This window comes from Acinetobacter rudis, from assembly GCF_031157835.1.
Lineage (GTDB): Bacteria > Pseudomonadota > Gammaproteobacteria > Pseudomonadales > Moraxellaceae > Acinetobacter > Acinetobacter rudis_A.
Genome location: NZ_JAVIDR010000007.1, coordinates 42,750 through 67,281 on the forward strand (window position 1 = coordinate 42,750; position 24,532 = coordinate 67,281).

General features: G+C 38.9%; 28 protein-coding genes and 1 pseudogene. 10 read left to right on the plus strand and 19 right to left on the minus strand.

From position 1 onward, the window contains the following. Positions 1 to 21: 21 nt before the first annotated feature. The 12 genes and pseudogenes from rpsQ to RFH42_RS08530 all read right to left on the minus strand — a co-directional run bounded on the left by rpsQ (position 22) and on the right by RFH42_RS08530 (position 6,041). A complete protein-coding gene (rpsQ, locus tag RFH42_RS08475; RefSeq protein WP_016654886.1) occupies positions 22 to 279 on the minus strand; it encodes a 30S ribosomal protein S17 in 258 nt (85 codons plus the stop codon). Beyond that, positions 276 to 473 (minus strand): 50S ribosomal protein L29, encoded by a 198-nt coding sequence (gene rpmC, locus RFH42_RS08480; RefSeq protein ID WP_016654885.1) that lies wholly within the window; start codon positions 471 to 473, stop codon positions 276 to 278. Before rpmC ends, rpsQ begins: the two co-directional genes overlap by 4 nt. Then, on the minus strand, positions 473 to 886 hold the full coding sequence (gene rplP, locus RFH42_RS08485) for a 50S ribosomal protein L16 (protein ID WP_016654884.1): 414 nt from the start codon (positions 884 to 886) through the stop codon (positions 473 to 475). Before rplP ends, rpmC begins: the two co-directional genes overlap by 1 nt. After that, positions 826 to 1,642, minus strand: a pseudogene (gene rpsC, locus RFH42_RS08490) (30S ribosomal protein S3). The gene rplP and the pseudogene rpsC overlap by 61 nt, the downstream one beginning before the upstream one ends. 1 nt (position 1,643) lies before the next feature. After that, on the minus strand, positions 1,644 to 1,973 hold the full coding sequence (rplV, locus tag RFH42_RS08495) for a 50S ribosomal protein L22 (protein WP_308975163.1): 330 nt from the start codon (positions 1,971 to 1,973) through the stop codon (positions 1,644 to 1,646). A gap of 11 nt (positions 1,974 to 1,984) precedes the next feature. Continuing rightward, on the minus strand, positions 1,985 to 2,260 hold the full coding sequence (gene rpsS / locus RFH42_RS08500; RefSeq protein ID WP_004869548.1) for a 30S ribosomal protein S19: 276 nt from the start codon (positions 2,258 to 2,260) through the stop codon (positions 1,985 to 1,987). A gap of 19 nt (positions 2,261 to 2,279) precedes the next feature. Next, positions 2,280 to 3,104 carry a 50S ribosomal protein L2 gene (gene rplB / locus RFH42_RS08505; protein ID WP_308975164.1) on the minus strand — a complete coding sequence of 275 codons (825 nt, stop codon included), beginning with the start codon at positions 3,102 to 3,104 and terminating at the stop codon, positions 2,280 to 2,282. A gap of 11 nt (positions 3,105 to 3,115) precedes the next feature. Further along, positions 3,116 to 3,436, minus strand: a complete 321-nt coding sequence (rplW, locus tag RFH42_RS08510; protein ID WP_308975165.1) for a 50S ribosomal protein L23 — start codon at positions 3,434 to 3,436, stop codon at positions 3,116 to 3,118. Beyond that, positions 3,433 to 4,035 carry a 50S ribosomal protein L4 gene (rplD, locus tag RFH42_RS08515; RefSeq protein ID WP_016654879.1) on the minus strand — a complete coding sequence of 201 codons (603 nt, stop codon included), beginning with the start codon at positions 4,033 to 4,035 and terminating at the stop codon, positions 3,433 to 3,435. Before rplD ends, rplW begins: the two co-directional genes overlap by 4 nt. An 11-nt stretch (positions 4,036 to 4,046) precedes the next feature. Then, positions 4,047 to 4,685 (minus strand): 50S ribosomal protein L3, encoded by a 639-nt coding sequence (gene rplC, locus RFH42_RS08520; protein ID WP_308975166.1) that lies wholly within the window; start codon positions 4,683 to 4,685, stop codon positions 4,047 to 4,049. 59 nt (positions 4,686 to 4,744) lie between these two features. Then, on the minus strand, positions 4,745 to 5,056 hold the full coding sequence (gene rpsJ, locus RFH42_RS08525; RefSeq protein ID WP_004725677.1) for a 30S ribosomal protein S10: 312 nt from the start codon (positions 5,054 to 5,056) through the stop codon (positions 4,745 to 4,747). Positions 5,057 to 5,294: 238 nt separating this feature from the next. Next, positions 5,295 to 6,041: a type 1 glutamine amidotransferase gene (locus tag RFH42_RS08530; protein WP_308975167.1), complete on the minus strand. Its 747-nt coding sequence runs from the start codon at positions 6,039 to 6,041 to the stop codon at positions 5,295 to 5,297. Between the two features lie 149 nt (positions 6,042 to 6,190). Between RFH42_RS08530 and RFH42_RS08535 the strand changes: the two genes are divergently transcribed. From RFH42_RS08535 to yihA, 5 genes are all read left to right on the plus strand, one after another. Further along, positions 6,191 to 7,375 carry a PLP-dependent transferase gene (locus RFH42_RS08535; protein WP_308975168.1) on the plus strand — a complete coding sequence of 395 codons (1,185 nt, stop codon included), beginning with the start codon at positions 6,191 to 6,193 and terminating at the stop codon, positions 7,373 to 7,375. A 220-nt stretch (positions 7,376 to 7,595) separates the two neighbouring features. Continuing rightward, on the plus strand, positions 7,596 to 9,176 hold the full coding sequence (locus RFH42_RS08540) for a helicase HerA-like domain-containing protein (RefSeq protein WP_308975169.1): 1,581 nt from the start codon (positions 7,596 to 7,598) through the stop codon (positions 9,174 to 9,176). A gap of 258 nt (positions 9,177 to 9,434) precedes the next feature. Next, on the plus strand, positions 9,435 to 10,196 hold the full coding sequence (locus RFH42_RS08545) for a globin domain-containing protein (RefSeq protein WP_308975242.1): 762 nt from the start codon (positions 9,435 to 9,437) through the stop codon (positions 10,194 to 10,196). Positions 10,197 to 10,379: 183 nt separating this feature from the next. After that, positions 10,380 to 10,817 (plus strand): RrF2 family transcriptional regulator, encoded by a 438-nt coding sequence (locus tag RFH42_RS08550; protein ID WP_308975170.1) that lies wholly within the window; start codon positions 10,380 to 10,382, stop codon positions 10,815 to 10,817. An 89-nt stretch (positions 10,818 to 10,906) separates the two neighbouring features. After that, positions 10,907 to 11,746, plus strand: a complete 840-nt coding sequence (gene yihA, locus RFH42_RS08555; protein WP_308975171.1) for a ribosome biogenesis GTP-binding protein YihA/YsxC — start codon at positions 10,907 to 10,909, stop codon at positions 11,744 to 11,746. Between the two features lie 174 nt (positions 11,747 to 11,920). Here yihA and RFH42_RS08560 read toward each other — a convergent pair whose 3' ends face one another. After that, complete coding sequence (locus RFH42_RS08560; protein ID WP_308975243.1) at positions 11,921 to 12,865, minus strand: phosphatidate cytidylyltransferase; 945 nt, start codon at positions 12,863 to 12,865, stop codon at positions 11,921 to 11,923. Beyond that, the gene (locus tag RFH42_RS08565) at positions 12,862 to 13,545 is read right to left on the minus strand and encodes a lysophospholipid acyltransferase family protein (RefSeq protein WP_308975172.1); all 684 of its coding nucleotides are present in this window, start codon (positions 13,543 to 13,545) and stop codon (positions 12,862 to 12,864) included. Before RFH42_RS08565 ends, RFH42_RS08560 begins: the two co-directional genes overlap by 4 nt. 122 nt (positions 13,546 to 13,667) lie before the next feature. On the opposite strand from RFH42_RS08565, the gene RFH42_RS08570 reads away from it, so the two are divergent. The 3 genes from RFH42_RS08570 (at position 13,668) to RFH42_RS08580 (ending at position 15,930) form a co-directional block, all read left to right on the plus strand. Then, positions 13,668 to 14,066: a hypothetical protein gene (locus RFH42_RS08570; RefSeq protein WP_308975173.1), complete on the plus strand. Its 399-nt coding sequence runs from the start codon at positions 13,668 to 13,670 to the stop codon at positions 14,064 to 14,066. 27 nt (positions 14,067 to 14,093) lie between these two features. Further along, entirely contained in the window at positions 14,094 to 14,789 is a 696-nt protein-coding gene (locus tag RFH42_RS08575; RefSeq protein WP_308975174.1) for a CDP-alcohol phosphatidyltransferase family protein, read from the plus strand. 190 nt (positions 14,790 to 14,979) lie between these two features. After that, a complete protein-coding gene (locus RFH42_RS08580; RefSeq protein WP_374990823.1) occupies positions 14,980 to 15,930 on the plus strand; it encodes a metal-dependent hydrolase in 951 nt (316 codons plus the stop codon). A 65-nt stretch (positions 15,931 to 15,995) separates the two neighbouring features. On the opposite strand, the gene RFH42_RS08585 is transcribed toward RFH42_RS08580, so the two are convergent. After that, positions 15,996 to 16,871 (minus strand): acyl-CoA thioesterase, encoded by an 876-nt coding sequence (locus RFH42_RS08585; protein WP_308975176.1) that lies wholly within the window; start codon positions 16,869 to 16,871, stop codon positions 15,996 to 15,998. A gap of 361 nt (positions 16,872 to 17,232) precedes the next feature. Between RFH42_RS08585 and plsB the strand changes: the two genes are divergently transcribed. Beyond that, entirely contained in the window at positions 17,233 to 19,803 is a 2,571-nt protein-coding gene (gene plsB / locus RFH42_RS08590) for a glycerol-3-phosphate 1-O-acyltransferase PlsB (RefSeq protein ID WP_308975177.1), read from the plus strand. Positions 19,804 to 19,848: 45 nt separating this feature from the next. Here the strand turns inward: plsB and RFH42_RS08595 are convergent, their stop codons facing one another. Next, a complete protein-coding gene (locus RFH42_RS08595; protein ID WP_308975178.1) occupies positions 19,849 to 20,427 on the minus strand; it encodes a hypothetical protein in 579 nt (192 codons plus the stop codon). A gap of 167 nt (positions 20,428 to 20,594) precedes the next feature. Between RFH42_RS08595 and RFH42_RS08600 the strand changes: the two genes are divergently transcribed. Next, positions 20,595 to 21,503 carry a pyridoxal-phosphate dependent enzyme gene (locus RFH42_RS08600; RefSeq protein WP_308975179.1) on the plus strand — a complete coding sequence of 303 codons (909 nt, stop codon included), beginning with the start codon at positions 20,595 to 20,597 and terminating at the stop codon, positions 21,501 to 21,503. Positions 21,504 to 21,538: 35 nt separating this feature from the next. On the opposite strand, the gene RFH42_RS08605 is transcribed toward RFH42_RS08600, so the two are convergent. From RFH42_RS08605 to RFH42_RS08615, 3 genes are read right to left on the minus strand one after another with little or no spacing between them, the layout of a single operon-like run. Continuing rightward, on the minus strand, positions 21,539 to 23,203 hold the full coding sequence (locus tag RFH42_RS08605) for a tetratricopeptide repeat protein (protein ID WP_308975180.1): 1,665 nt from the start codon (positions 23,201 to 23,203) through the stop codon (positions 21,539 to 21,541). Beyond that, positions 23,200 to 23,628: a divergent PAP2 family protein gene (locus RFH42_RS08610; protein WP_308975181.1), complete on the minus strand. Its 429-nt coding sequence runs from the start codon at positions 23,626 to 23,628 to the stop codon at positions 23,200 to 23,202. The genes RFH42_RS08605 and RFH42_RS08610 overlap by 4 nt, the downstream gene beginning before the upstream one ends. 16 nt (positions 23,629 to 23,644) lie before the next feature. Next, positions 23,645 to 24,532 carry a decaprenyl-phosphate phosphoribosyltransferase gene (locus RFH42_RS08615; RefSeq protein ID WP_374990727.1) on the minus strand — a complete coding sequence of 296 codons (888 nt, stop codon included), beginning with the start codon at positions 24,530 to 24,532 and terminating at the stop codon, positions 23,645 to 23,647.

Genomic DNA, 24,532 nt, shown 5'->3' on the forward strand with positions numbered 1-24,532 from the left:
TGATGCAACAAGAACGTCTAATTACTCAGCAGCTGCTTCAACTACTTCCACCAAAGTCCAAGCTTTAGTTTTAGAAATTGGGCGGCTTTCTTTAATGGTCACAACATCACCTAATTTAGCAGTGTTGTTCTCATCATGAGCGTGTAATTTAGTTGAACGGCGGATTAATTTGCCATACAACGGGTGTTGAACGCGGCGTTCAATAAGAACAACAATAGACTTGTCCATTTTGTCGCTTACGACTTTGCCGGTTAACGTGCGGACTACATTTTCACTCATTGTCCGTTCCCCTGTTTTTCGGTAAGGAGTGTCTTGATACGAGCAATTGATTTACGAGCAACTTGCACTTCGTGTGATTTGCCCAATTGACCAGTTGCTTTCGCCATACGAAGACGGAATTGGTTAAGCTGTTGCTCATCAAGCAAAGCTTTCAACTCTTCTACCGATTTTTCACGTAGATCTTTAGTTTTCATTACATTACCGTCCGAGTCACGATAGTGGTTTTAAACGGAAGCTTAGCAGCAGCAAGCGCAAACGCTTCACGTGCTAATTCTTCGTTCACACCTTCCATTTCGTACAGGATCTTACCTGGTTTGATTTCGCAAACCCAGTATTCCACGCTACCTTTACCTTTACCCATACGCACTTCAAGAGGCTTTTGAGTAATTGGTTTGTCCGGGAATACACGGATAAAGATTTTACCACCACGCTTAACACGACGGCTAATGGTACGACGAGCTGCTTCAATTTGACGAGCAGTCATACGACCACGTTCAACTGATTTAAGCGCGATTGTACCAAATGATACTGTACTGCCACGATGTGCTAGACCAGTGTTACGGCCTTTCTGCACTTTACGGAATTTAGTACGTTTAGGTTGCAACATGGATTATTCTCCTTTTTCAGCAGAACGATCATTGCGACGACCACGACGCTCTTGACCTTCACCACGACCGCGACCACGTTTAGCTGGACGTTCTTCAGCCGGTGCTGGGTTCATGACTTGTTTCATGCCACCCAAGATTTCACCACGGAAGATCCAAACTTTAACGCCAATCGTACCGTAAGTCGTTTCTGCACGCATAGTTGCATAATCGATGTCCGCACGTAGTGTATGTAAAGGTACACGACCTTCACGATACCACTCAGTACGTGCAATCTCTGCACCACCTAAACGGCCTGAAACTTCAACTTTGATACCTTTAGCACCAGCACGCATTGTGTTTTGTACCGCACGCTTCATAGCACGACGGAACATTACACGTTTCTCTAGTTGAGAAGCGATAGCTTCAGCAACAAGACGAGCGTCTAAGTCTGGGCGATCGATTTCGTTGATGCTTACTTGCGCAGGAACGCCCATAATTTTGGTAAGTTCGCGCTGTAATTTCTCAATGTCTTCGCCTTTTTTACCGATAACGATACCTGGACGAGCAGTGCTAATCGTAATTTTAGCAGCGCCTGTAGGACGTTCGATAAGAATATGGCTTACCATTGCACTTTTGAGTTTTTTAGTCAAAAACTCACGTACTTGCAAATCTTTAAGCAAATATTCAGCGTATTGTTTCGGATTCGCATACCAGTTAGCGTTATGACGTTTCACAACACCTAGGCGGATACCGATTGGATGAACCTTCTGACCCATATCAAACCCCTACCTTAACGGTGATGTGACAAGTACGCTTAGTAATACGATCTGCACGGCCTTTAGCACGTGGCATAATACGTTTAAGGCTCATGCCTTCATCAACGTAAATCGTAGATACTTTAAGGTCGTCAACATCTAAACTGTTATTGTGTTCAGCGTTTGCAATTGCAGATTCGAGCGCTTTTTTAACTAAAACTGCAGCTTTTTTGTTGCTGAAGTTCAAGACATTTAAAGCGTGAGCAACAGATTTGCCACGAATTAGGTCTGCAACCAAACGTGCTTTTTGTGCCGAGATAGCGGCACCGCGTAATTTAGCAGTTACTTCCATCATAGCACCTATTAACGTTTAGACTTCTTGTCAACACCGTGACCACGATAGGTACGAGTTGGCGCGAATTCACCGAGTTTATGACCAACCATATGTTCAGATACGATTACCGGAACATGGTTACGACCATTATGAACAGAAATTGTTAGACCAACAAAATCTGGGAGAATCATCGAACGACGCGACCAAGTTTTGATCGGCTTGCGAGAATTACTTGCTACAGCCGCTTCAACCTTAGCGAACAAGTGCGCATCGACGAATGGGCCTTTTTTCAGAGAACGAGGCATTGTCAGATTCCTTTACTTGTTACTTAACGCGACGGTCGCGAATAATCATCTTAGTCGTACGCTTATTGGTACGTGTCTTGTACCCTTTCGCTTTTTGACCCCATGGGCTTACAGGTTGAATACCTTTGTTACGCCCTTCACCACCACCATGTGGATGGTCAACTGGGTTCATCGCCATACCACGAACGGTAGGACGAACACCACGCCAGCGTGAAGCACCTGCTTTACCAAGTGAGCGTAAGTTGCTTTCTTGGTTAGAAACTTCACCAATTACAGCGCGACATTCAACGTGTACTTTACGCATTTCACCTGAACGAAGACGGATGATAGCGTAAGAACCGTCACGACCCAACAATTGAACTGAAGTACCAGCAGAACGTGCAATTTGCGCGCCTTTACCAATTTTCAATTCGATATTGTGAAGTGTAGAACCGATAGGCATGTTGCGAAGTGGCAAGCAGTTACCTGTACGAATTGGAGCATCGTTACCAGATTGAACTTTATCACCTGCACGCAAACCTTTAGGTGCAATAATATAACGACGTTCACCGTCAGCATACTTCAACAAAGCGATGTGTGCAGTACGGTTTGGATCGTATTCAATACGTTCAACGATAGCTGGAACGCCATCTTTGTTACGTTTGAAGTCAACTAGACGGTAGTGCTGTTTATGACCACCACCAACGTGACGAGTCGTAATGCGACCATTGTTATTACGGCCACCAGTACGTTTTTTAGCTTCTACCAACGGTGCATAAGGCGCGCCTTTGTGAAGATGGTCATGAACCACTTTCTCTACAAAGCGACGTCCTGGAGACGTTGGCTTACATTTTTGAATCGGCATAATTTTCGTCCTTATTCCGCTGCGCTTTCAGCGGTATCGCCCAAGTCAGCCATTTCAACATCTTGGCCAGCTTTCAGGGTGACGTATGCTTTTTTAACATCAGAACGACGTCCTAATGTACGACCAAAGCGCTTAGTCTTACCTTTAGTGATTGTTGTATTTACTTTTACAACTTCAACACCGAAGAGTTGTTCAACTGCTTTTTTGATTTCAAGTTTGTTTGCATTTAATGCAACTTTAAATACTTGAACACCAGCAGTTTCACCTAAAACTTGTGCTTTTTCTGAGAAGACAGGTCCTTGTAGGACTTGATAGATACGTTCGTTGTTCATCCGAGTTCTACCTCAATTTTCTTAGCAGCAGCAACAGACATTACAACTTTATCGAACGCGATCAAGCCAACAGGATCGATTGCAGTCGCATCAACCACATCAACGTGTGGAAGGTTACGTGCTGCAAGGTACAGATTCTCATCAACAGCATCTGTAACGATCAATGCGCGAGTAGCGTTCAAGTCGTTAAGTTTTGCAAGCAATTCTTTAGTTTTTGGAGCAGCAACTGCAAACTCTTCAACCAATACAAGACGATCTTGGCGAACAAGTTCAGCTAAGATACATTGCATTGCACCGCGGTACATTTTGCGGTTAACTTTTTGAGACCAATCTTGTGGACGAGCAGCAAAAGTTTTACCACCACCAACCCAGATTGGGCTACGAATAGAACCAGCACGAGCGCGACCAGTACCTTTTTGACGGAATGGTTTTTTACCACCGCCAGATACGTCAGCACGTGATTTTTGAGCGCGAGAACCTTGACGTCCACCAGCTAAATAAGCTGTAACAACTTGGTGTACTAGTGCTTCATTAAATTCACGGCCAAATGCAACTTCTGATAACTCAACAGCAGAGCCGGAAACAGTTTTTAAATTCACGTTATTTCCCCTCAGGCCTTGATCGTAGGACGAACGATAACGTCGCCACCAGTAGCACCAGGAATCGCACCTTTAACAACAAGAACTGAACGTTCTGTGTCAATAGATACAACTTCAAGACCTTGTACTGTTACGCGTTCCGCACCTAGGTGACCGGCCATTTTCTTGCCTTTGAACACGCGTCCAGGAGTCTGGTTTTGACCTGTAGAACCTAAAACACGGTGAGATACAGAGTTACCGTGTGTTGCGTCTTGAGTACGGAAATTCCAACGCTTAACACCACCTTGGAAACCTTTACCTTTAGACTGACCAGTTACGTCAACAATTTGACCAACTGTGAACAAGTCAACACCGATAGTACCACCAACTTCACGACCTTCAAGGTCTGCTTCAGCAGCACGGAATTCTTGTACTAAACGACCAGCAGCAACACCAGCTTTCGCAAAGTGACCTTTTTGAGCGTTAGTTACACGAGATTCGCGACGTTCGCCAGTTGTAATCTGAATCGCTTGGTAACCATCAGTTTCAAGCGTTTTGATTTGCGTGATACGGTTTGGATCAACCTCAATCACTGTAACTGGCACAGAGACGCCGGCATCTGTGAAGATACGGGTCATACCGCACTTACGACCGACTAAACCAATAGCCATGTGTGTAAACCTCTTAAAAAGCGGCTTAATTAACTTAGAGTGTTAATTAACCGAAAGCCTTAACCCAATGCGATCTGAACATCAACACCAGCTGCTAGATCTAATTTCATCAATGCATCAACAGTTTTATCTGTAGGTTGAACGATATCGATCAAACGTTTGTAAGTGCGGATTTCATACTGATCACGCGCATCTTTGTTTACATGCGGTGAAGTTAGAACGTTGAAGCGTTCGATGCGAGTAGGCATCGGGATTGGACCACACACTTGTGCGCCAGTACGCTTAGCGGTTTCTACGATCTCTTGAGAAGATTGATCAATCAGACGATGATCAAAAGACTTAAGACGGATACGGATTCTCTGGTTAGACATACCAGTAAACTCCAAGCCAAATATATAAAGAATCACCCTTGACGCACCTCACCCATTGGTAAGTGTCAAAGGCAGTGAAAATCACTAAGGTCATGATCGATGCCATGACTGTAACGATCTAAACAACTTTCTTCGCTGTTTAGCCCCTACTATTTAGGGGTCGCCCATTATAGCGATTGCTTAAGCATTAAGCAACCCACTTTTTTGTTTTTTCTCCCCTATATCGACTTTAATTTTTTTATACCAAAAGTTGTCGTCGTTGTGCCGCTAACACATAGTCTATTGCAGATTTTAATATTTGATTTCCTTGAATAAATTTATCAGCATTACTCTGATTTAGATCACTTAAAAAATGGGATGAAACATCTACGGTGATAGCCTCATCAAGGCTTTGTTCAACGAACAGTTTAATTGCACCTTTTGTAATCTCTGGGTGAAATTGAAAAGCCAAAACATGCTGCCCAATTTGATAAGCTTGATTAGTACATGCGCTATTTTCAGCCAACTTTATTGCCCCTTTCGGTAGCGAAAAAGTCTCTTCATGCCACTGCATAACTTCAAATTCAGCAGGTAACTTAAAACATAACTCAGGAACCTGCTGAGTGGCATACACCTTAGTCCATCCCAGCTCAACTTTTCGATTTTTTTCTACAATCGCCCCCAAAGCATTTGCAATTAACTGCCCACCCAAACACAAACCAATGACAGCTTTTTCGGTGGCAAGGTAGCGTCGTATCCAACGTTTTTCAACTTTAAGCCAAGCATAGTTTGACTCATCATTCACACTCATTTTACCCCCCATAATAATCAATAGATCCACTTGATCTACACTGGGTAATGCATCTATTTCTAAACACACATCGGGTGGCAAGGCAAAGAATTCAGTTGCGGTAATTTCCGCTCCCATCGCTTTTAGATACGAATAACAGCTACCAAATCCTTCCTGAGCAATATGCTGAAAATAATGCACTCTTAATTTTTTCATAAATACGAACTCCAATCCTGATGAACATTTTTTCAGCAAGAAGAACGCCAACTTATTCGTTTTTTATTTTTTTACACAAATTTAAACTTTATCTAGATGATGTAGTATGTTTGGTTTCATCCTTCCTTGCACTTTTGTTGAGTTTGCCTGTGAAACTTTTGCCACAAACTGCGTTAATTCATGCTCGTCGTCGCGCACCCCAATTATTAAATTCGATTCAACCTCCTATTTATCGTGCTTCAACAATCATCTTTAATAATACAGATGCATTGTTTAATCGACATTGGACAGATGAATATGACTATAGCTATGGCACACATGGCACACCCACAACATACAACCTCGTTGATCAAATTGCTCAACTTGAAGGTGGTTTATATGGACTACTTGCACCAAGTGGGCTCTCAGCCATTAATCTTGTTAATAGCTGCCTCTTAGCCAAAGGTGATGAAGTATGGGTTGCAGACAACATCTATGGCCCTAATATGGAGCATCTGCAATACTTACAGAAACAATATGCTATTCAAGTTAAAGTGTACGATCCAACCAATGCAGATAGTTTTCGCCCAAGTGCTAAAACCAAATTATTATGGCTTGAGGCAGCAGGATCAGTCAGTCTTGAATTTCCCGATTTAGTCAATCTTGTAAAAAAAGCAAAACATGCTGGTGTCATAACAGCCCTTGATAACACTTGGGGAGCAGGACTTGCATTTAACGCATTTGACTTCTCTGAACAACATTTAAGTGTAGATATCACTGTACACGCCCTAACCAAGTACCCAAGTGGAGGTGGCGACATTCTCATGGGTTCTGTTGTTACTCGTGACAAAATACTTTACCACAAGCTTTGGCAAATGCATGCCTTACAAGGCGTTTCTGTATCAGGTGATGATGTTGCCCAAGTTCAACGTAGTCTTGCTTCTATTCGTTTGCGCTACTTACAACAATCGAATAGCGCACTCACCCTACTGGACTGGCTAAAAACACAGTCACAATTTGCCCAAGTCCTCCATCCTGCAGATCCTCAAAGCAATGGATATCAACACTGGCAAGAAGTTTGTGAAAGTGGTTTAAGTGCAGGACTAGTCAGTGTTATTTTTAAAGCAGAATATGACCTTAAAGCTATTCGTAAATTTTGCGACCAGCTTCAATTATTTAAGTTGGGTTTTAGCTGGGGTGGGCCTGTTAGCTTAGTGATGCTGTATCAACTTAAACATATGCGTCAATTGCCCAATGCCCATCTTCAACAAGGCATTCTAGTACGTTTTTGCATTGGACTAGAGCAAACTGAAGACCTACAAGCAGATATTCAGCAGGCACTCGCTATCCTGTAATACATTCTCTAAAAACGATAGAACCAATAAACTCAATGAATATTGGTTCTACCTATTACAATCACGACTTATAAGCGCAAAAAATATATTTCAACAATTAAAACATGATTTACAAGTCATATATTTCATGCAAATCTGTATGAAATTTCTACAATTTCAAAAATATTTTCACTGTTATTTATCCCTAAATACGCAACAAAGATGAAAAGGTATAACAAATATGACAGCCATTACACTTGCCAAAAAATCATCAGACCCAACTCAAGATATCGTAATGTACTCGCAATTTGCCAATCGTCATGGCCTTATTGCAGGTGCAACAGGTACAGGAAAAACCATAACACTCAAAGTGTTAGCTGAAAATTTCTCACGCTTAGGTGTACCTGTATTTCTGGCAGATGCAAAAGGCGATGTATCAAGTATTGCCAAAGCAGGTTCAACCAACCCTAAATTTGAGCAACGCCTTCGTACATTGGGCATAACATCAATTGATTTTTCAGCTTCACCTGTTATCTTTTGGGATTTATTCGGTGAACAAGGCCACCCGATTCGCACCACCATTTCAGAAGTAGGTCCTCTTCTTCTGGCACAAATGCTGAATTTAAATGATACACAACAGGGCGTATTATCAGCAGTTTTTCGAATTGCCGATGACCAAGGACTCCTCCTGATTGACTTTAAAGACCTCAAGGCCATGTTGAGCTATGTGAGTGAAAATGCAAATGAACTTAAAAGCGAGTATGGCAACTTATCACCAGCAAGTTTAGGCGCCATTCAACGTAATTTACTTGCCCTTGGAGACCAAGGTGGCGAACAATTTTTCGGTGAGCCGAGCTTAGATATTTTGGACTTTCTTCAGACCGACACTCAAGGTCACGGTTATATTAACTTGTTGGCTGCTGATAAATTAATGAACACCCCTAAACTCTATGCAACATTCTTACTTTGGATGCTCTCAGAGCTTTTTGAAAAACTACCAGAAGTTGGTGACTTAGATAAACCCAAACTGGTCTTCTTCTTTGATGAAGCACACTTACTTTTTAACAATGCCAGCCCAACATTACAAGATAAAATTCAACAAGTTGTACGGTTAATTCGCTCCAAAGGTGTGGGCATATATTTTATCTCTCAAAGCCCTCTAGACATTCCTGAGGCAGTGCTAGGACAACTTGGAAACCGTATTCAACACGCCCTACGTGCTTTTACGCCAAAAGATCAAAAGGCAGTAAAATCAGCAGCAGATACCTTTCGAGCAAATCCAGAATTTAAAGTTGAGGCAGCTATCACGGAACTAGCTGTTGGCGAGGCTCTTATTAGCTGCTTAGATGAAAAAGGCACTCCACAAATTGTGGAACGCGCTTTAATTATGCCACCCTACTCTTCATTCGAACCACTCTCCACCACAGAACGTCAAACCCTGATACAACAGAGCATTGTCGCTGGTGTTTATGAACAAGTTGTTGATCGCGATAGTGCTTATGAAATGCTACAACGCAAAGTCACCAAAAACATTCAACAAAAACAGCTGCAAGAACAAATAGCTGCCCAAACTAAGCAAGATGATGCATTAGCAAAACAAAATGCCAAAGCACAGGAACAAATCCAACGTCAGCTAGAAAAAGAGCAAGAACGAGCACTTCGAGAACAACAAAAGGAAGCTGATCGTCAAGCACGAGAACGAGCAAAAATGACACAAGATATTGTAAGTACTTTTGCAAAAAGTGCAGCGCGAAGCCTTGGTGGTAGCAGTGGCCAAAAACTGGTGCGAGGACTCTTAGGCTCACTATTCGGCAAACGTTAGTCATTCAATATTTTTTATTTATATGTTTTAAAATCTTACTTACAAAGGTATGCTCTTGCTGCACCCGTACTGTATTGTAAGTAAGATAAAAAGTTGCACCCTTTACCAGCAATATAGATCAGATGTTGCAAAATAATAAGCTAATCTATTAATCCCATAAAATAATTAAGTAATTTTCTATTTGTCTATTTACAACCCATCTTTAAAAATGTATTTTAAATACATCTTATAACAAACGCAGCAGTTCTCGCCATGACTATGACTCCACAGCAAATTGAACTTGTAAAAAGCACTGTCCCTGTTTTACGTGAAAATGGTGTTACCCTAACCAGTTATTTTTATAAGCGTATGCTTAACAATAACCCAGATTTAAAAAATGTATTTAACATGGACAGCCAAACTTCTGGTCGTCAACCTCGTGCTCTTGCAGCTGCAGTGCTCGCTTATGCAGAACATATTGAAAATCCAGCTGCTTTAGCCAAAGCAGTTGAACGCATGGCCACTAAACATGTGAGTCTAGATATCCAGCCTGATCAATATTCGATTGTGGGCGAAAACCTATTACACTCGATTAGTGAAGTATTGGATGTACCATTCGAGTCAGAACTCATCGAAGCATGGAAACAAGCTTACCTACAACTGGCTGACATTTTAATTGGTGTAGAGAAACAGAAATACGAGACACTTGCCGCTCAACAAGGTGGCTGGGCAGGTTGGAGATCATTTGAGATTTCTAATATTGAGACAAATGAAGCTGGACAACTTTACACAGTAACGGCCAGCGACCATCAGGCAATTCTTCCAGCAACAGCAGGACAATTTGTTTCAGTTAAAGTCAAAGTGCCTGGACATGATTTACATCAGCCGCATCAATTTGTACTCACTAATAACCAAGAACAACAGTATCAATTCTTAGTAAAAGCAGAAGAAAATCGTACCGAGTTCTCTGTCGCAAACATCTTACTTGAGCACTATACAGTTGGTAATCAAGTGGAACTTAGCGCACCACTAAACAAGTAAATTTACTTCAAACACCTTATGAGGCAATAGAATTGCTTCATAAGGTGTCGTTTATTACATGCCATTGGCCAATCAAACAACAATAAAAACCAAGGTAGCTGTCAAAATACTGTAATACATTCCCTTCTCAGCTCAATCACGCTATGATCAAGTCATCTTGCCCAACTCAAATGACGCAGCCACATGCAACTGAATAAGTTTACTGATTATGCTTTGCGAATATTGGTCTATATCTCTACACCAAGAGACACCCCTTATACCATCGCAGAATTAGCTCTAAACCTAGAGGTTTCTCAAAATCATTTAGTTAAAATTGTTCACTTTATGGCAAAACGTGACTGGATTACGACAATCCGTGGCAAGGGTGGTGGTTTATATCTTAATACTTCAACTTTAGATTTAAAACTCAGTGAAATTGTACGTAACCTACAAGGTGATCAACAAATTGTGGAGTGTAATAACCCTCCTTGTGTATTACGCCCCAACTGTCAACTCAAAGGTATTCTTGATCAAGCATTAGAACAATTCTATGCTTCTTTAGAGCAGTACACACTGCGTCAAGTCCTTCAAATGAATCCTCAAGACAATAACAATACACCAATACACGTCATTACACTTTGATTTTACTTACTATTACAGGTTTAATTCGCCTGCAAGGCTCTCATCCTTTATAATGCCCAACAATTGTTTATGTTGAAAAGTTGAGTGCTATGCATCGCAATAGTGGAAAATCTAGAAACAGTCGAGTCTCTAACGCGCCAAAGAAAAAAATTAGTTATGAGAAAAAAGCTGATCCTGCGATTTCAGAATATTCAACGGCTTCCTTAAACTGGCTACGCCAAGCAGAATTTTTGATGAGTGCCCCTAAACTTAGTTTATGTGTTGAAGACACTGGGTATGAGATCGCTTTTGCTGGTCGTTCTAATGCAGGAAAATCTAGCGCAATTAATGCGCTCACCAACCAAAAACAACTTGCACGTGCATCAAAAAGACCTGGCCGTACCCAGATGATTAACTTTTTTAGCTTAGGCAATCCAGATCAACGCTTAGTTGACTTGCCAGGTTACGGCTATGCAGCAGTACCAGAAGCAATGAAAATTGTTTGGCAAAAAGAGTTAGAAAATTATCTAATTCATCGAAAAAGCCTGCAAGGACTGGTTCTACTCATGGACATTCGACATCCCCTACAACACTTTGATGTCATGATGTTAGAGTGGGCATACTCACGTAAACTGTTTGTACATGTGCTATTAACCAAGTCTGATAAACTCAATCGAGGCCCAGCAAGTAAGGCGCTACTTGATGTACAACAGCAACTGAAAAAGATGAAACTTCAGTTCTCTATTCAACTTTTCTCATCACTTAATAAACAAGGTCTAGAAGAGTTGGCTAGTGTGATGGCTGGACGCTTAAACTACACCTTAGAACAAACTGCTGAGTTTGATCTTGATGCAATTCCGACGATGTCTGAAGAGGATGCTGATAGCGATCTAGACAGTGAAGTAATTGATATTGAAGAACATGAACAATCACCACGCATTGATCCATAATCTACGATATTCAAAACCTCAAAAACCGTACTTATTTTAGTACCTACACTTTGATCATTGCCCTACTTTATGAGGCACAAAGTAACATCTTCTTTTCCCATAGGCGACATCCCTGTCGCCATGGGAAACGGCATATTATGAATAGCCGTCCTCACCCTATCGACAGCTTAAAAATCAGCTCCACCAATAACGTAAAATATGAAAGAAAATTGGTGCGGAAAAGCAGATAGAATCAATACGATCCAACATGCCACCATGTCCTTGAATGAGATTCCCCCAGTCTTTAACACCACGATCGCGTTTAATCGCAGACATGACTAACCCACCAAAGAAACCAAAAATACAAACAATAAAGCCCATTAATGCGGCTTGCACATAGTTAAATGGTGTCAACCATGACATTGCCACCCCCAAAGCTGTTGCAAGCAGAATACCACCTAACAAACCCTCAATTGTTTTTGAGGGAGATAAATTAGGTGCAACCTTATGTTTACCAAACAATTTACCACAAACATATTGCAGAACATCAGAAGCCTGCACCACCATAATTAACCAAATGGCTAACCAAATTTTCTCACCATGAAAACCTGGAATATTTAGATTAAATAAAGCGGGCACGTGTGAAATACAGAACACACTCACCATCAAACCCCATTGAATTTTTGCACTACGCTCTAAAAAATGGGTTGTATCTTCGGCCTTTAAACTTGCTATTGGAACTAACAAAAAGACATAGAGTGGGATAAAAAGAGAATAAAGCCCATACCAATTGCTGTATACCAAATAGTATTGATAAGGAATAACAAAATAAAATGCAATTAATAGAGGGAAATAATCGCCCCTACGAGTAGGCAACAAACTGACAAATTCACGTAAGGCAAAGAAGGAAATAATACCGAATAAAATAATAAAAACGGTTTGCCCCATAAGCACAGCAATGGCTAAAACGATGAGCATTACCCACCAAGCATTAATACGTGCATTAAGGTTATCAATAACAGGAGAATCTCTATCCCCAGCTCGACGTTTCAAAATAAAACCAATGCTAGAAGCGATCACTAAAATGACCGAAAAAATACCAAATAGCAGATAAGTTTGTTGAAAATTATTTAGCATTATTTTAGCTCATGTCCTTTTAGATCTAATAAACGCTGTTTAGCATCACTTAAAAACTCAGCTTTATTCCAATCAGGGTTTCGCTGTAATGGCTCGCCAAAAATAACTGTAGACAGTAATGGCAATGGCATTAGCACCCCTTTAGGCATTACTCGTTTTAAATTGGAAATCCATACAGGAACAAACTCAACATCTGGATACTGTTGACTTAAATGATATAAGCCACTTTTAAAATCTAATAACTCAGTATCATCACTTAAATTACGAGTACCCTCTGGGAAAAAAATAATCGAATCCCCTTGATCTAATGCCTCTTTAATCGCTATTAATGGATCGGAAGCACCAGCAGCATTACGTGCAATTGTAATCCCAGAAAAAGTATCTTGAATTAGAAAACGTCGAAAACCATCTTTTAGCCAATAATCTGAGGCAGCCACAGGACGAGTTTTTTGGCGAATATCTTTAGGCAAAGAAGACCACAATAAAATAAAATCAATGTGACTATTATGATTAGCAAAATAAATCCGTTGTTTTGCTTCAGGCTGACAACCTACCCACAAACTACGGGCCCCTGTTAGCGAGCGTGCTCCGCGTCGCACACAAAAAGAAAGAAACCGTGCAAATTGCTTAGAGATAATATGATCAGTCGGGCTGGTGGAAGGTGATGGTGGTGAATTATTCATTGCTACAACCCAATTCCCTATTTTTCAAATTCACTGTTATAAATACAACAGTATTGTCGATTGATATATAGGGAAATATCCCATAATATTCAGATATTTTACACATATAATTTTTTTTGCCTATGAAACAGACAATTAAAAATACGCAACGTTATAATTTTCTGTCTGCTTTTTTTGCCTTAGCCCTCTGGGGCTCGTGGTCTTTTTATGTTAATAATCAACAGGCTGGTATAGAAGCTGGGTTCATTTCTGGTATAGCACAAGGCGTCTGTAGTTTCTTAATTACACTCTTTATGACCTTTCTAATTGAAAAACAATTTAACTGGTATAAAAGCAACTTTGCAAAATTTATTCTTCCTCCAATTATCACAGTCGTGTTTACAGGTTCTTGTTTAATTACCGTGCATTCATTAATTCATACACCTGACATAATTAAAACTGTTTCACCAGCATTAACCGTTGCACTACTCTTTGCATTCTTTACGAATATTAAGCTATATAAACAAATGCCAACACACTAAAAACCACCAGCATATGCGAAAGACATAATGAAACCTAATACACCATCTGAACATCAGCAAAACCATCAAGACCCATCTCTTGAAAATCGTCGCCCTCTCAAAGTACGTGGCGTTGGCCTTGTCTCTCGTTTTGCACGCTGGCTAAGTCAAAAATCAATTACACCTAATCACATCTCCATTAGCAGTATTTTTTTTGCAGCATTAGCTGCACTATGTTTATTCTTTGCACCTAATTTTAATGGATTGAGCCAAGTTTCATTATATCTACTTGCTGCATTATTTATTCAAGGACGTTTGCTGTGTAACTTATTTGATGGCTTAGTTGCAATTGAGGGGGGGAAATCAACTGCATCAGGAGAATTATTTAATGATATACCTGACCGCATTTCAGATCCTTTAATCATTATTGCTGCAGGCTATTCATTAATATGTGTGAGCTTTGGAGATACTCTAGCGTGGTCAGCAGCATTACTGGCTGTACTCACTGCATATGTTAGAACACTTGCTGTCTCTATAGGTGCACCAGCTAATTTTACAGGCCCCATGGCAAAACAACATCGTATGGCGCTACTTACTTTAGCTTGCGTACTCTGTGCCATAGAACAATACTTTTGGTCACATGATTATGTCATGCTCGTTGCGTTGATTATACTCAATATAGGCTGTGCAATAACCGTTTGGCGCCGTGCTTATATTGCATACTGTTACTTAGAAAAAAAATAAATACCCTTTAGCGCAAATAATAACGCCGTTAAGCCAGTTAAAATATTGCATCTTGCTAAGATGCAATATTATTGTCTAACAAAATACTTCACCTATTGACGTCATAATGTCCCCTATTGCTTAGTTACCGCAATTATTTTTTTTTAAACTGGATCAAAGCTCTTTATTTACATCTAACAACAATAAGGACATGATCTTGAATATACTCTCGATATTTAAAAGACGTAGAACCGGCCCTTCTACGCGCTATGACATCAAACCTCGCAAAGTAAAATTTGAATGGCAACAAACACCTTTAGACTGGGTTCCTCATCAGCCTTTTGTCAGTTATTTTATTAATGAAATAAATATGATTTTACCTGCCGGTGAATTTTGGTTTTGCCGACTTTATAACAAGGTATTGCCACAAATCACCGATGAAAAGCTCAAAGCTGATGTACAAGCCTTTATTCGTCAAGAAGCAATGCATGCCAAAGCGCATAGCTCTGCCAATACAGAATATCTAACTGAACGCCACATTGATATTCAGCGCAATATTGATTTAATGAACACACTCTTCACAAAAATACTCGCAGATCGTCCCTTTGGCATGAAACTAAGCCCACGGGTTGAGCAACGATGGGATCTATTTAGACTGGGTATCATTGCAACCATCGAACATATGACCTGTGTGCTCGGAAAATATGCGCTTTATAATCAACATTGGGAAGAACTAGGTGCAGATCCCAATATGCTCGACCTTATTAAATGGCATGGTGCTGAAGAGGTAGAACACCGTAGTGTATCTTTCGATTTATATCGTCATCTTGGTGGAGGCTATATTTCACGTTACTATCAAAGTATTATCGTGATTGCTTTAGTTTTAGGCATTTGGGTTGATGGTGCTGCGCACATTCTAAAACAAGATCCACGTTTCGAAGCACATCGCCCAGCAATATATAAACCATGGATTTGGTTAGAATGGCATCGTATTGCCCAAATTAACCATCAACTATTACCCCATCCGCTCTGGCTTGTATCTCAACAATTGGGCTATCTCATGCCTTGGTACAACCCTGCTTATGAAGCTAAAACAGAAGATGCTTTGGCCTACTTAGCAAGTTCTCCTGCTGCAAAAAGAGCACTGCCTAAAGTTGCTTAATTGACATTAAATTAAACACCACTATAGATCACAGTACATTGTACTGTGGTCTATTACTTTTTATATTATGGCGCATTAATTTCACGTATGCGCATAAGCCCTTCTTGTGTTGTACTACAAACCAACTCGCCATTTTGCCACATACGGCCAAAGTTCAAACCACGAGAACTCGCACTCACCGTTGCCTCCATGTCATATAACATCCACTCATCAGCTCGTAATGGTTTATGAAAATAAATAGCATGATCAATGCTGGCACATTGCAGACTTGCAGAAAAATAACTTAAACCATGTGGGCGAATTGCAGTACCCATTAAAGTGTAATCCGAATAAAAGGCCACAATCGCTTGATGCAAACTCACATCATCTGCAAACTCTTGTGGAATAGACTTATAGGTACGTAAGTAATGTGCGGTAAGTGGGGCTTCTGGCTGCGGTTGAAAAGGGTTAGCAACATTAATCGGACGAATTTCGACTTGGCGTGGACGCATAAAAGCAGGTCTTAAATTTTCAGGTACAAGATCAATAACCTTTGATTTTAGATCTTGCTCAGACACCAATTGCTCTGGATGTGGATACAATGGAGCATCAACCTGATATTCAAGTCCAGCCTCAGGATGTGCAAAAGAGATCATCGCAGAAAAGATAATACGCCCATGTTGAATTGCATGGACCTGTCTACTTAGAAAACTTTTTCCATCACGTAATTTTTCAACTTCATAAATGATCGGAGCATGAATATCTCCGCCGAACAAAAAATAAGCATGCATAGAATGTGCGGGACGATCAGTCGTATATGAGGCTGCTCGCAAAGCCTGACCCAGTACTTGTCCACCAAAAACACGTTTACCTACCAAATTTCGACTTTGTCCTCGAAAGATATGTTCTTCCAGTTTCTCAAGGGTTAATAATTCAATCAATTCTTGGGTTAGATCACTCATCTTCGTTTGATGTCCTTTTAACTCAGTCAATTGAGCTATATATTACATGCCATTATTGACAACTGCGTATGTCTCATTGTGCCAGATATCATACACAATGACATTTCACCGTATTAATGAACAGCTTTTTTCAGGGATGTGAAACAGATCAACAACGCCTATTTGACGAAATCTGCTCTTGACTTACTATATTGTCATAATCGTTATTTGATATAATCTTGCAAGTTTTATTTCTTACCACGCAGATTCAACGTTTTTAAAATGACCGACTAGATTTTACACACTGGTTAAGGTTTAAATTTTAGTAAAAATAATTGCTTAATAATCAATGAAATCGTTGCATCATTCGCTAGGAGCCTATATGTCCAAGAGTAGTTTTGGTCAAATTTATCGCCGTCTTTCCAGTAAACTCCTCGATCTAGTCGTGACACCACACGTACTTGGCGAAGTTCCTAGTGAAACATCAACTGCTTCTACTGAACAAAATACGACTGAAAAAGTTGTTTGCTATGTATTACAAAATCATTCACGTAGCAATGCGCTAATTGTTGATAGTGAAACCCGTCGGTTAAAGCTCCAAGCAGCACTTGATCCTTTTCAACTTTCAGGACACCAAGAAAAAACTGCTTTACTGTTTTTACAACATCAAGATGAAACGAATCTCGTTAATCCGCCCCCTTATGCTTATCCACCACGATTATTACGTTTAATCGAGTTCCTACAAAAACATCCAACATGTGATGTTGAACTTGTGCCAGTCACCGTATTATGGGGACGCTCACCAGATAAAGAAGATTCTCTATTTAAATTATTATTTACTGACACCTGGGCAACGCCAAGCAAAGTTAAGCAGCTGATGAACATTAGTTTGCATGGGCGTCAGTCTTATTTAGAATTCCACCCTGCCCAGTCTTTACAAGCTTTAATTGCTGAAGCAACAACTAAACATCCTAACCTTTCACCTGCCACTTGTATTACCAGTCAATTAAATAGTTACTTAGATCGTCAACGTGAAGTCGTACTTGGTCCTGACTTATCAGATCGTCGTAATGTCATGCATTCATTGATTAAATCAGAAGAAGTGCAAGATGCTATTCGTAAGGAAAGTGTACGTTCTAAAATCAGTTTAGTTGAGGCAGAACGCCGTGCGATAGGTTTTGTTAATGAAATTGCATCTGACTATTCTTACTCAGCTGTACGTTTTGCTGAAATGGCATTAACTCGTCTTTGGACTCAGTTATACGATGGTGTTGAAGTTCATAACTTTAGTATGGTTCGTGAACTTGCTAAAGACTATCAAATTGTCTACACCCCATGTCACCGTAGCCATATTGATTATTTATTATTGTCATATGTAATCTTCAGACGCGGCATGATGGTGCCTTATATCGCAGCAGGTGATAACTTAAACCTACCATTTGTAGGTCAATTACTCCGTGGCGGTGGTGCATTCTTTATTCGTCGTTCATTTAGAGGCAATGCGCTTTATACAGCGGTATTTAAAGAATATTTATATAGTATTTTGTCGCGCAATACGCCACTTGAATACTTTATAGAAGGTGGCCGCTCACGCACAGGCCGTCTATTACCGCCTAAAACAGGTATGCTCGCAATGACAATTCATAGTCACTTGCGTAATGGTAATAAATCAAAACCTATTGTATTTGTACCCACTTATATTGGTTATGAACGTCTGATGGAAGGTTCGACTTATGTTGGTGAAATGCAAGGTAAACCTAAAGAAGCTGAATCTATCTTTGGTTTAGTTAAAGCACTACGTAAAATTGAACGTATCTTTGGTAAAGTTCATGTCAATTTTGGCGAGCCTGTTTTTTTAAATGATTTACTCAAACAGCATCATGCTGAAAACTTTCGTATTGAACACAATGATGATCCTATTCCACCAGAGATCTCCAATGTCGTAAACAGCTCAGCGATTGCCATTTTAGAAAATATCAACCGCGCAGCAGTGATTAATCCTGTTTCATTGCTATCACTGATTTTATTAGGTACACCAAAGCATACTTTAGATGAAGAAATCTGTATCAAACAACTCGATACTTATCGTAATTTATTACATGCATTACCTTATGATACCCGTATGCAAGTCACGCCATTATCAGGCAAAGAAATCATTCGTTACGGGTTAAAACTTAAATTAATCAAACGAGTGCCGCATGTTTTAGGTGATATTATTGCAATTGAAGATGGTCAAGCAGTATTGCTCACCTATTTCCGCAACAATATTTTGCATGCCTTTATCTTGCCTTCACTTATTGCGGCGTTGGTTGAGCATAATGGTAAAATTTCAACCAAAGATCTCATTAATGTTATTTGTACACTTTACCCATTCCTAAAAGCAGAGCTTTTCCTAAAATGGCAAGATGAGGAGCTGGCAGAACGCATTAACCAATATGTTAGCGCTTTAGCCAATGCTAAACTTATTGATATTGATGCAGATGGTTTACTCAATAGTCCTGTACGTAACACAGAAGATCATAATCAGCTTGCTGTTTTGGCCGCACCTGTTATTCATAGTTTAGAACGCTATTGCATGATGCTTGCGCTCATTACTCAGCGTGGGCCTGGTAATATTTCTACACGTCAAGTTGAAGAACTAAGTCATTTGTTGGGGCAACGTTTATCCGTTCTACATGAGTTCAACTCACCTGAATTTTTTGATAAAGCACTCTTCCAAAGCTTTATGAAAGTTTTAACACAACGCGGCTATATCAGTACTAATGAAGATGGTGGTTTAGTCTTTGACGAAGAGTTCCGTAATATTGCTAAGTATGCAAACCTAGTCTTGGATGATGCAACTTTACAAATGCTACAACACATTACTTCGTTTACAGATGAAGAGCTAAAAGAAGCACTAGATGCACTTGCTGCACAAAATGCGAAAAAACGTTTAAAACGCAAGAAAAAGTAAATTCAAAAACGCCTTATTCATTTGAATAAGGCGTTTTTCATAGGGCTATTCTTTTGGTAGTTTTTCAGCCATAAAATGCGCGAAGCTATCTATGTCTGAAAGCTCATTATTTTCATTCGCCGCACCAGATAAATCTCGTACAATTTTCCCTAGACTGCCTTTATTCCCCATCGAAATCTGTTCACCAACCACTAATTTTGCCAGTTCAGCATTTCCTGATTGTAAGGTTGAGCTATACTGTAAAGTACTGTGTGCATACTTTCCAACAACTTTAGAGCTTATGAACTTAAGTCCTTCACCAGCAAATACTCGGGTCTGTTTGATATCAAAATCAACATAAATTGGCTGCTTGGTTTGTGCTGTTGCAAGCATATTTCTTTGTTTTAATTCATCATTAAGTTTTTCAATATAACGCGCTTTAATTTGATCTTGATTTAAAAAGCTTGGAGCATCAATCTTACTGTTCAATGTGACGTTCACAGCACGAATAACATACTGTTTGGGCTGTATATTCTCAACAGTATTGCTACTCACATAAGGTTTATAAAACTGTTCGGGCTTTGCTTGAGCCAATGTTGTACATAGCAATAAACTTAGAGACAGAATGAATTGTTGATTTCTCATAATAGTTATTCAATTATCATATATTAAATATTATATGGAATTATCCACACTTCCATAATTTAATCAATAATACACAATATGAAATATAATCTGTTTTTTACTTGACCAAATAATCTCAACTATTGCATGCTGCTTGGTTCTCTACACTTCTAGACTCATTGCAATATATGAAACTCAGCATTGAAACTCCGCTCATTCATAGCCCTAAATTAAGTCAACTGAATCACTGTCAAGTTTGGCTAAAAATGGAATCTAGCCAACCAACAGGGTCCTTTAAACTGAGAAGTATTGGGCGCGCTTGTCAGACACACGCTGAACAAGGCGCCAAACACTTTATCTGCTCTTCAGGAGGAAATGCTGGTATTGCTGTAGCCTATGCTGCACGTATGCTTAATCTTAAAGCAACGATTGTTGTACCAGAAACCACATCAAATAAAGCTCAAGATTTAATTAAACAACAAGGTGCTCATTTAATTGTACATGGCGCTTCATGGGTTGAAGCAAATAGTCTAGCCTTATCTCTTGTAGATAAAGATAGTGTTTATATTCACCCTTTTGATGACCCACTGCTGTGGGAGGGTGTTTCAGATTTAATTGATGAAGTAATACAAGCTGGCCTTAACCCAGATGCAGTTGTTTTATCTGTAGGTGGCGGTAGCTTACTCTCTGGGGTTATTCAAGGGCTTGATCGACATAATATTAATATCCCAATTTATGCAGTTGAAACTGAAGGTACGGCATCCTTAAATGCTGCAATGCAAGCAGGAAAACATATTGCTTTAGAAGAGGTCACAGGAATTGCAACAACACTTGCTGCCAAACAAGTATGTAAACAAGCATTTGAACTGAGCCAAAATCATCAAGTTCATAGTCTAAAAGTAACAGATCAAGAAACAGTAAGTAGTTGTTTCTCATTTTTAGATGATCACCGTACTTTAGTGGAACCTGCTTGTGGTGCTTCACTTTCAATTCTGTATCAACAAAAAATCCAATTCGAGCCACATGAAAACGTCCTCGTCATTGTTTGTGGTGGTGCTGGAATTGATTTAAAACAACTCACTGCATATACACAGTAAAAAAAGAGCGAGCAATTTTTTGCTCGCGATCTATGCTAGTTTTTTACTTTATTAACCGCAGGGCGATAACCTAAAATTGCAGCCTTTTTAAACCAGATTTGTGCCTCTTTTTTATCTTGCTTTAAACCATTTAACCCATGTGAATAGCTGATGCCAATATTATACATTGCAGCAGCAGAGCCTTGCTCAACCGCTTGATGGTAATAAATTAAAGCTTTTTCACCGTTAGCTTCTACACCAAGACCATTCGCATACATTACACCTAAGTTATTAGTTGCGTCGGGATCTATTGAGCTTATGGACTTCAATAAACTTAGTGCTTTTTGATAATCAATCTGTATAAATCCACCCCGTGTATAGATTAGCGCTAAGTTATTTTTTGCCTGTGGATTTCCTTCAGCTGCCTCAACTTCATACCATTGAATAGCTTTCTCAATATTGTGATCTTGAATAAAATTGGTTTCCAGTCTCCACCCAGCATTATTTGTACTGACTGAGAATAGTTGTCCTTGAGTTGACGCTTCTAAATTTAGCTTGAGCAAAACCTCGCTAGGTAAGCGGGTAGTTGCTAAACCACCTGAATTGGCACTATAAATATTCGGTAAAAATCTCACCACGCCAAATGGCCCAACAAATAAACAAATTGCAGCATATACAATAAAAAAACGTTTGTTTTGTTCAAAATATTCCTTAATTCTAACACCACTTATTTTTTCGGAATTAATTAAATAGAATGTCAAAATAGTTATATTAAACAAGGCCAATGCGACCCAACGATAATAGTCAAAAGCAATTAAAGCCAAAGCTAAAGGTGTTAAAGTTGGTATAAGCACATATAATTTAATATTTTTATAGTAACAATGCTTTAAAAAAGAAAAAACAGGATAAATAAAAATAAAACTTAATATTAAGGGTATATAAGTTTTATTATCGAAGAATGAATAATAGCTTGATAAAAAATTATCTCTAAAGCTTAAAGTTGTTGTTCTCACAGCATATAAATTAAATTTTTTATCTGCCTGATGTAACTCTACGATATGATTAGCCTGCGAAATTGAAATTTTACCGAATACCAGCATCAACAGCACTGCCAGTAATAAAAAAGATGACAATAAAATTGTTAAATAAATATTTTTAGATTTAAGATAGAAAATTAAAATAAGCGTTGGAATAAAAATAATTAAAGAAGCTTCATGAATTAAAGCAGAAAGAACAATAACGACACAAATACAGAGAAATGAAAAAATATAATTATTTATTTTTAATGATACATATAAAACAATCAAACTTAAGATTTGTAAAATTTGATCAAACCTACCCAATTCTAGCAACCACTGAGATGTAAAAAAAGAAAAACTTAATATACATCCCACATATAAGTACAAACCATCAACTTTAACTTTCTTCAAACTTTTTACTAAAAAAACTGAAAAAATAAAAAAGAGAACAATATATATAATCAAAGAAATAAAGCGAATTACTTTATAATCATAGGAAAAACCTAACAATGAAATTAACTCACCAATTAAGGCTCTCCTCATAAACCCATAGTCATAATTAAACAACCATGATGTATAAAGATAATCATCTATATTTATTTTAAAACTAAAGCCAAATCCATCACTATGAATAAAAATGACCACAATTAAAATTAAAAATATAAAAAAAGATAATTTTAAAAAAGGCATAGCTAATTTCATAGATATCCCCCCAAAAAGCTCTTGATGATTATAGCAACGAATATACCAACAACTATTCCAGCGACAATTTCAACTTTACTATGCCCCATACGCTCTCGAAGTGGTTTAACTTCAATATTGTCTTTTACCAGCTGATTAATGAGTACTGCATGCTGACCTACAGCACGTCTTAAACTATTTGCATCTAATAACACAATAAAACTCAGTGTCAGTGCCACACCAAATGCTGGACTATAAATACCCTCGTTTAAAACAATTAAAGCAGTCATGCTACTCACTATTGCACTATGATTACTGGGTAATCCACCATAGCCAATCAGCGAAAATGCTAACTTTTTCGCCCGAATCGAATTAATTAAAAATTTTATACAGCCGGCTGCTAACCACGCCAAAAAAGGAGTAATCAAATAACTATTATTATTCACAACAAAATCCAAAAAATTAAACAGCTAATAAAGCCCAAGTACAAATAGCAGCCCAAACCAAAACGGTCATCATGATTTGCCAATCTTGTAAAAGTACATCAGTAGGAGACTCACCACCTTTTAAAGTTTCAACAATGAACCAATATCGAAATAAACCAAACATGACCAAAGGTATGCTAATGATGAGCTTGGGCTGTACTTGCATAACATAGAGGCTATAAAACACAATTGAGCTAATTGCAGACATCTCAGCAAAACGGTCAATCAAAGAGACTGAGTAATATTCAAGTACACCTCTACCCTGAATCCCACTCTCAACCAGCTCTTGACGGCGTTTAATCGAAGCTAAATACAAAGAAATGCTCAAAGTAGTAATAAACATCCAATCAGAAACAGGAACACTCAGTGCAACAGCCCCTGCATAAACTCGCAGCACAAACCCTACAGCAACAACAAATATTTCAATTACAGGTGCATGTTTTAATTTAAAGGTATATGCCCAATTAAGTAATAAATATAATGCAACCACATAAATAACTTTAGCAGAGATAAACCAAGAAAATGCGAGCAGAATATAAATAACAACCAATAATATAATGGCGCTTTTAGGACTTACAGCACCTGATGCAAGTGGACGTTTTTTTGATTTTTGTGGGTGAGCCCTATCTTTTTCAATATCTCTTAGATCATTTACAATATATACAGCCGATGCAGCCAAGCAAAATACAAAAAATGTAAAAAATGCGGAATAAACTGCATTAATATTTAAAAACTGACTAGAAAATATCAATGGTGCTAAAACAAAGAAATTCTTGACCCATTGTTTTATCCTAACTAGCTTTATTAATCCATCAAGCTCCACTAGAAATGGGCTCTTCTGTATTATATTATGTATCTGTTTCAT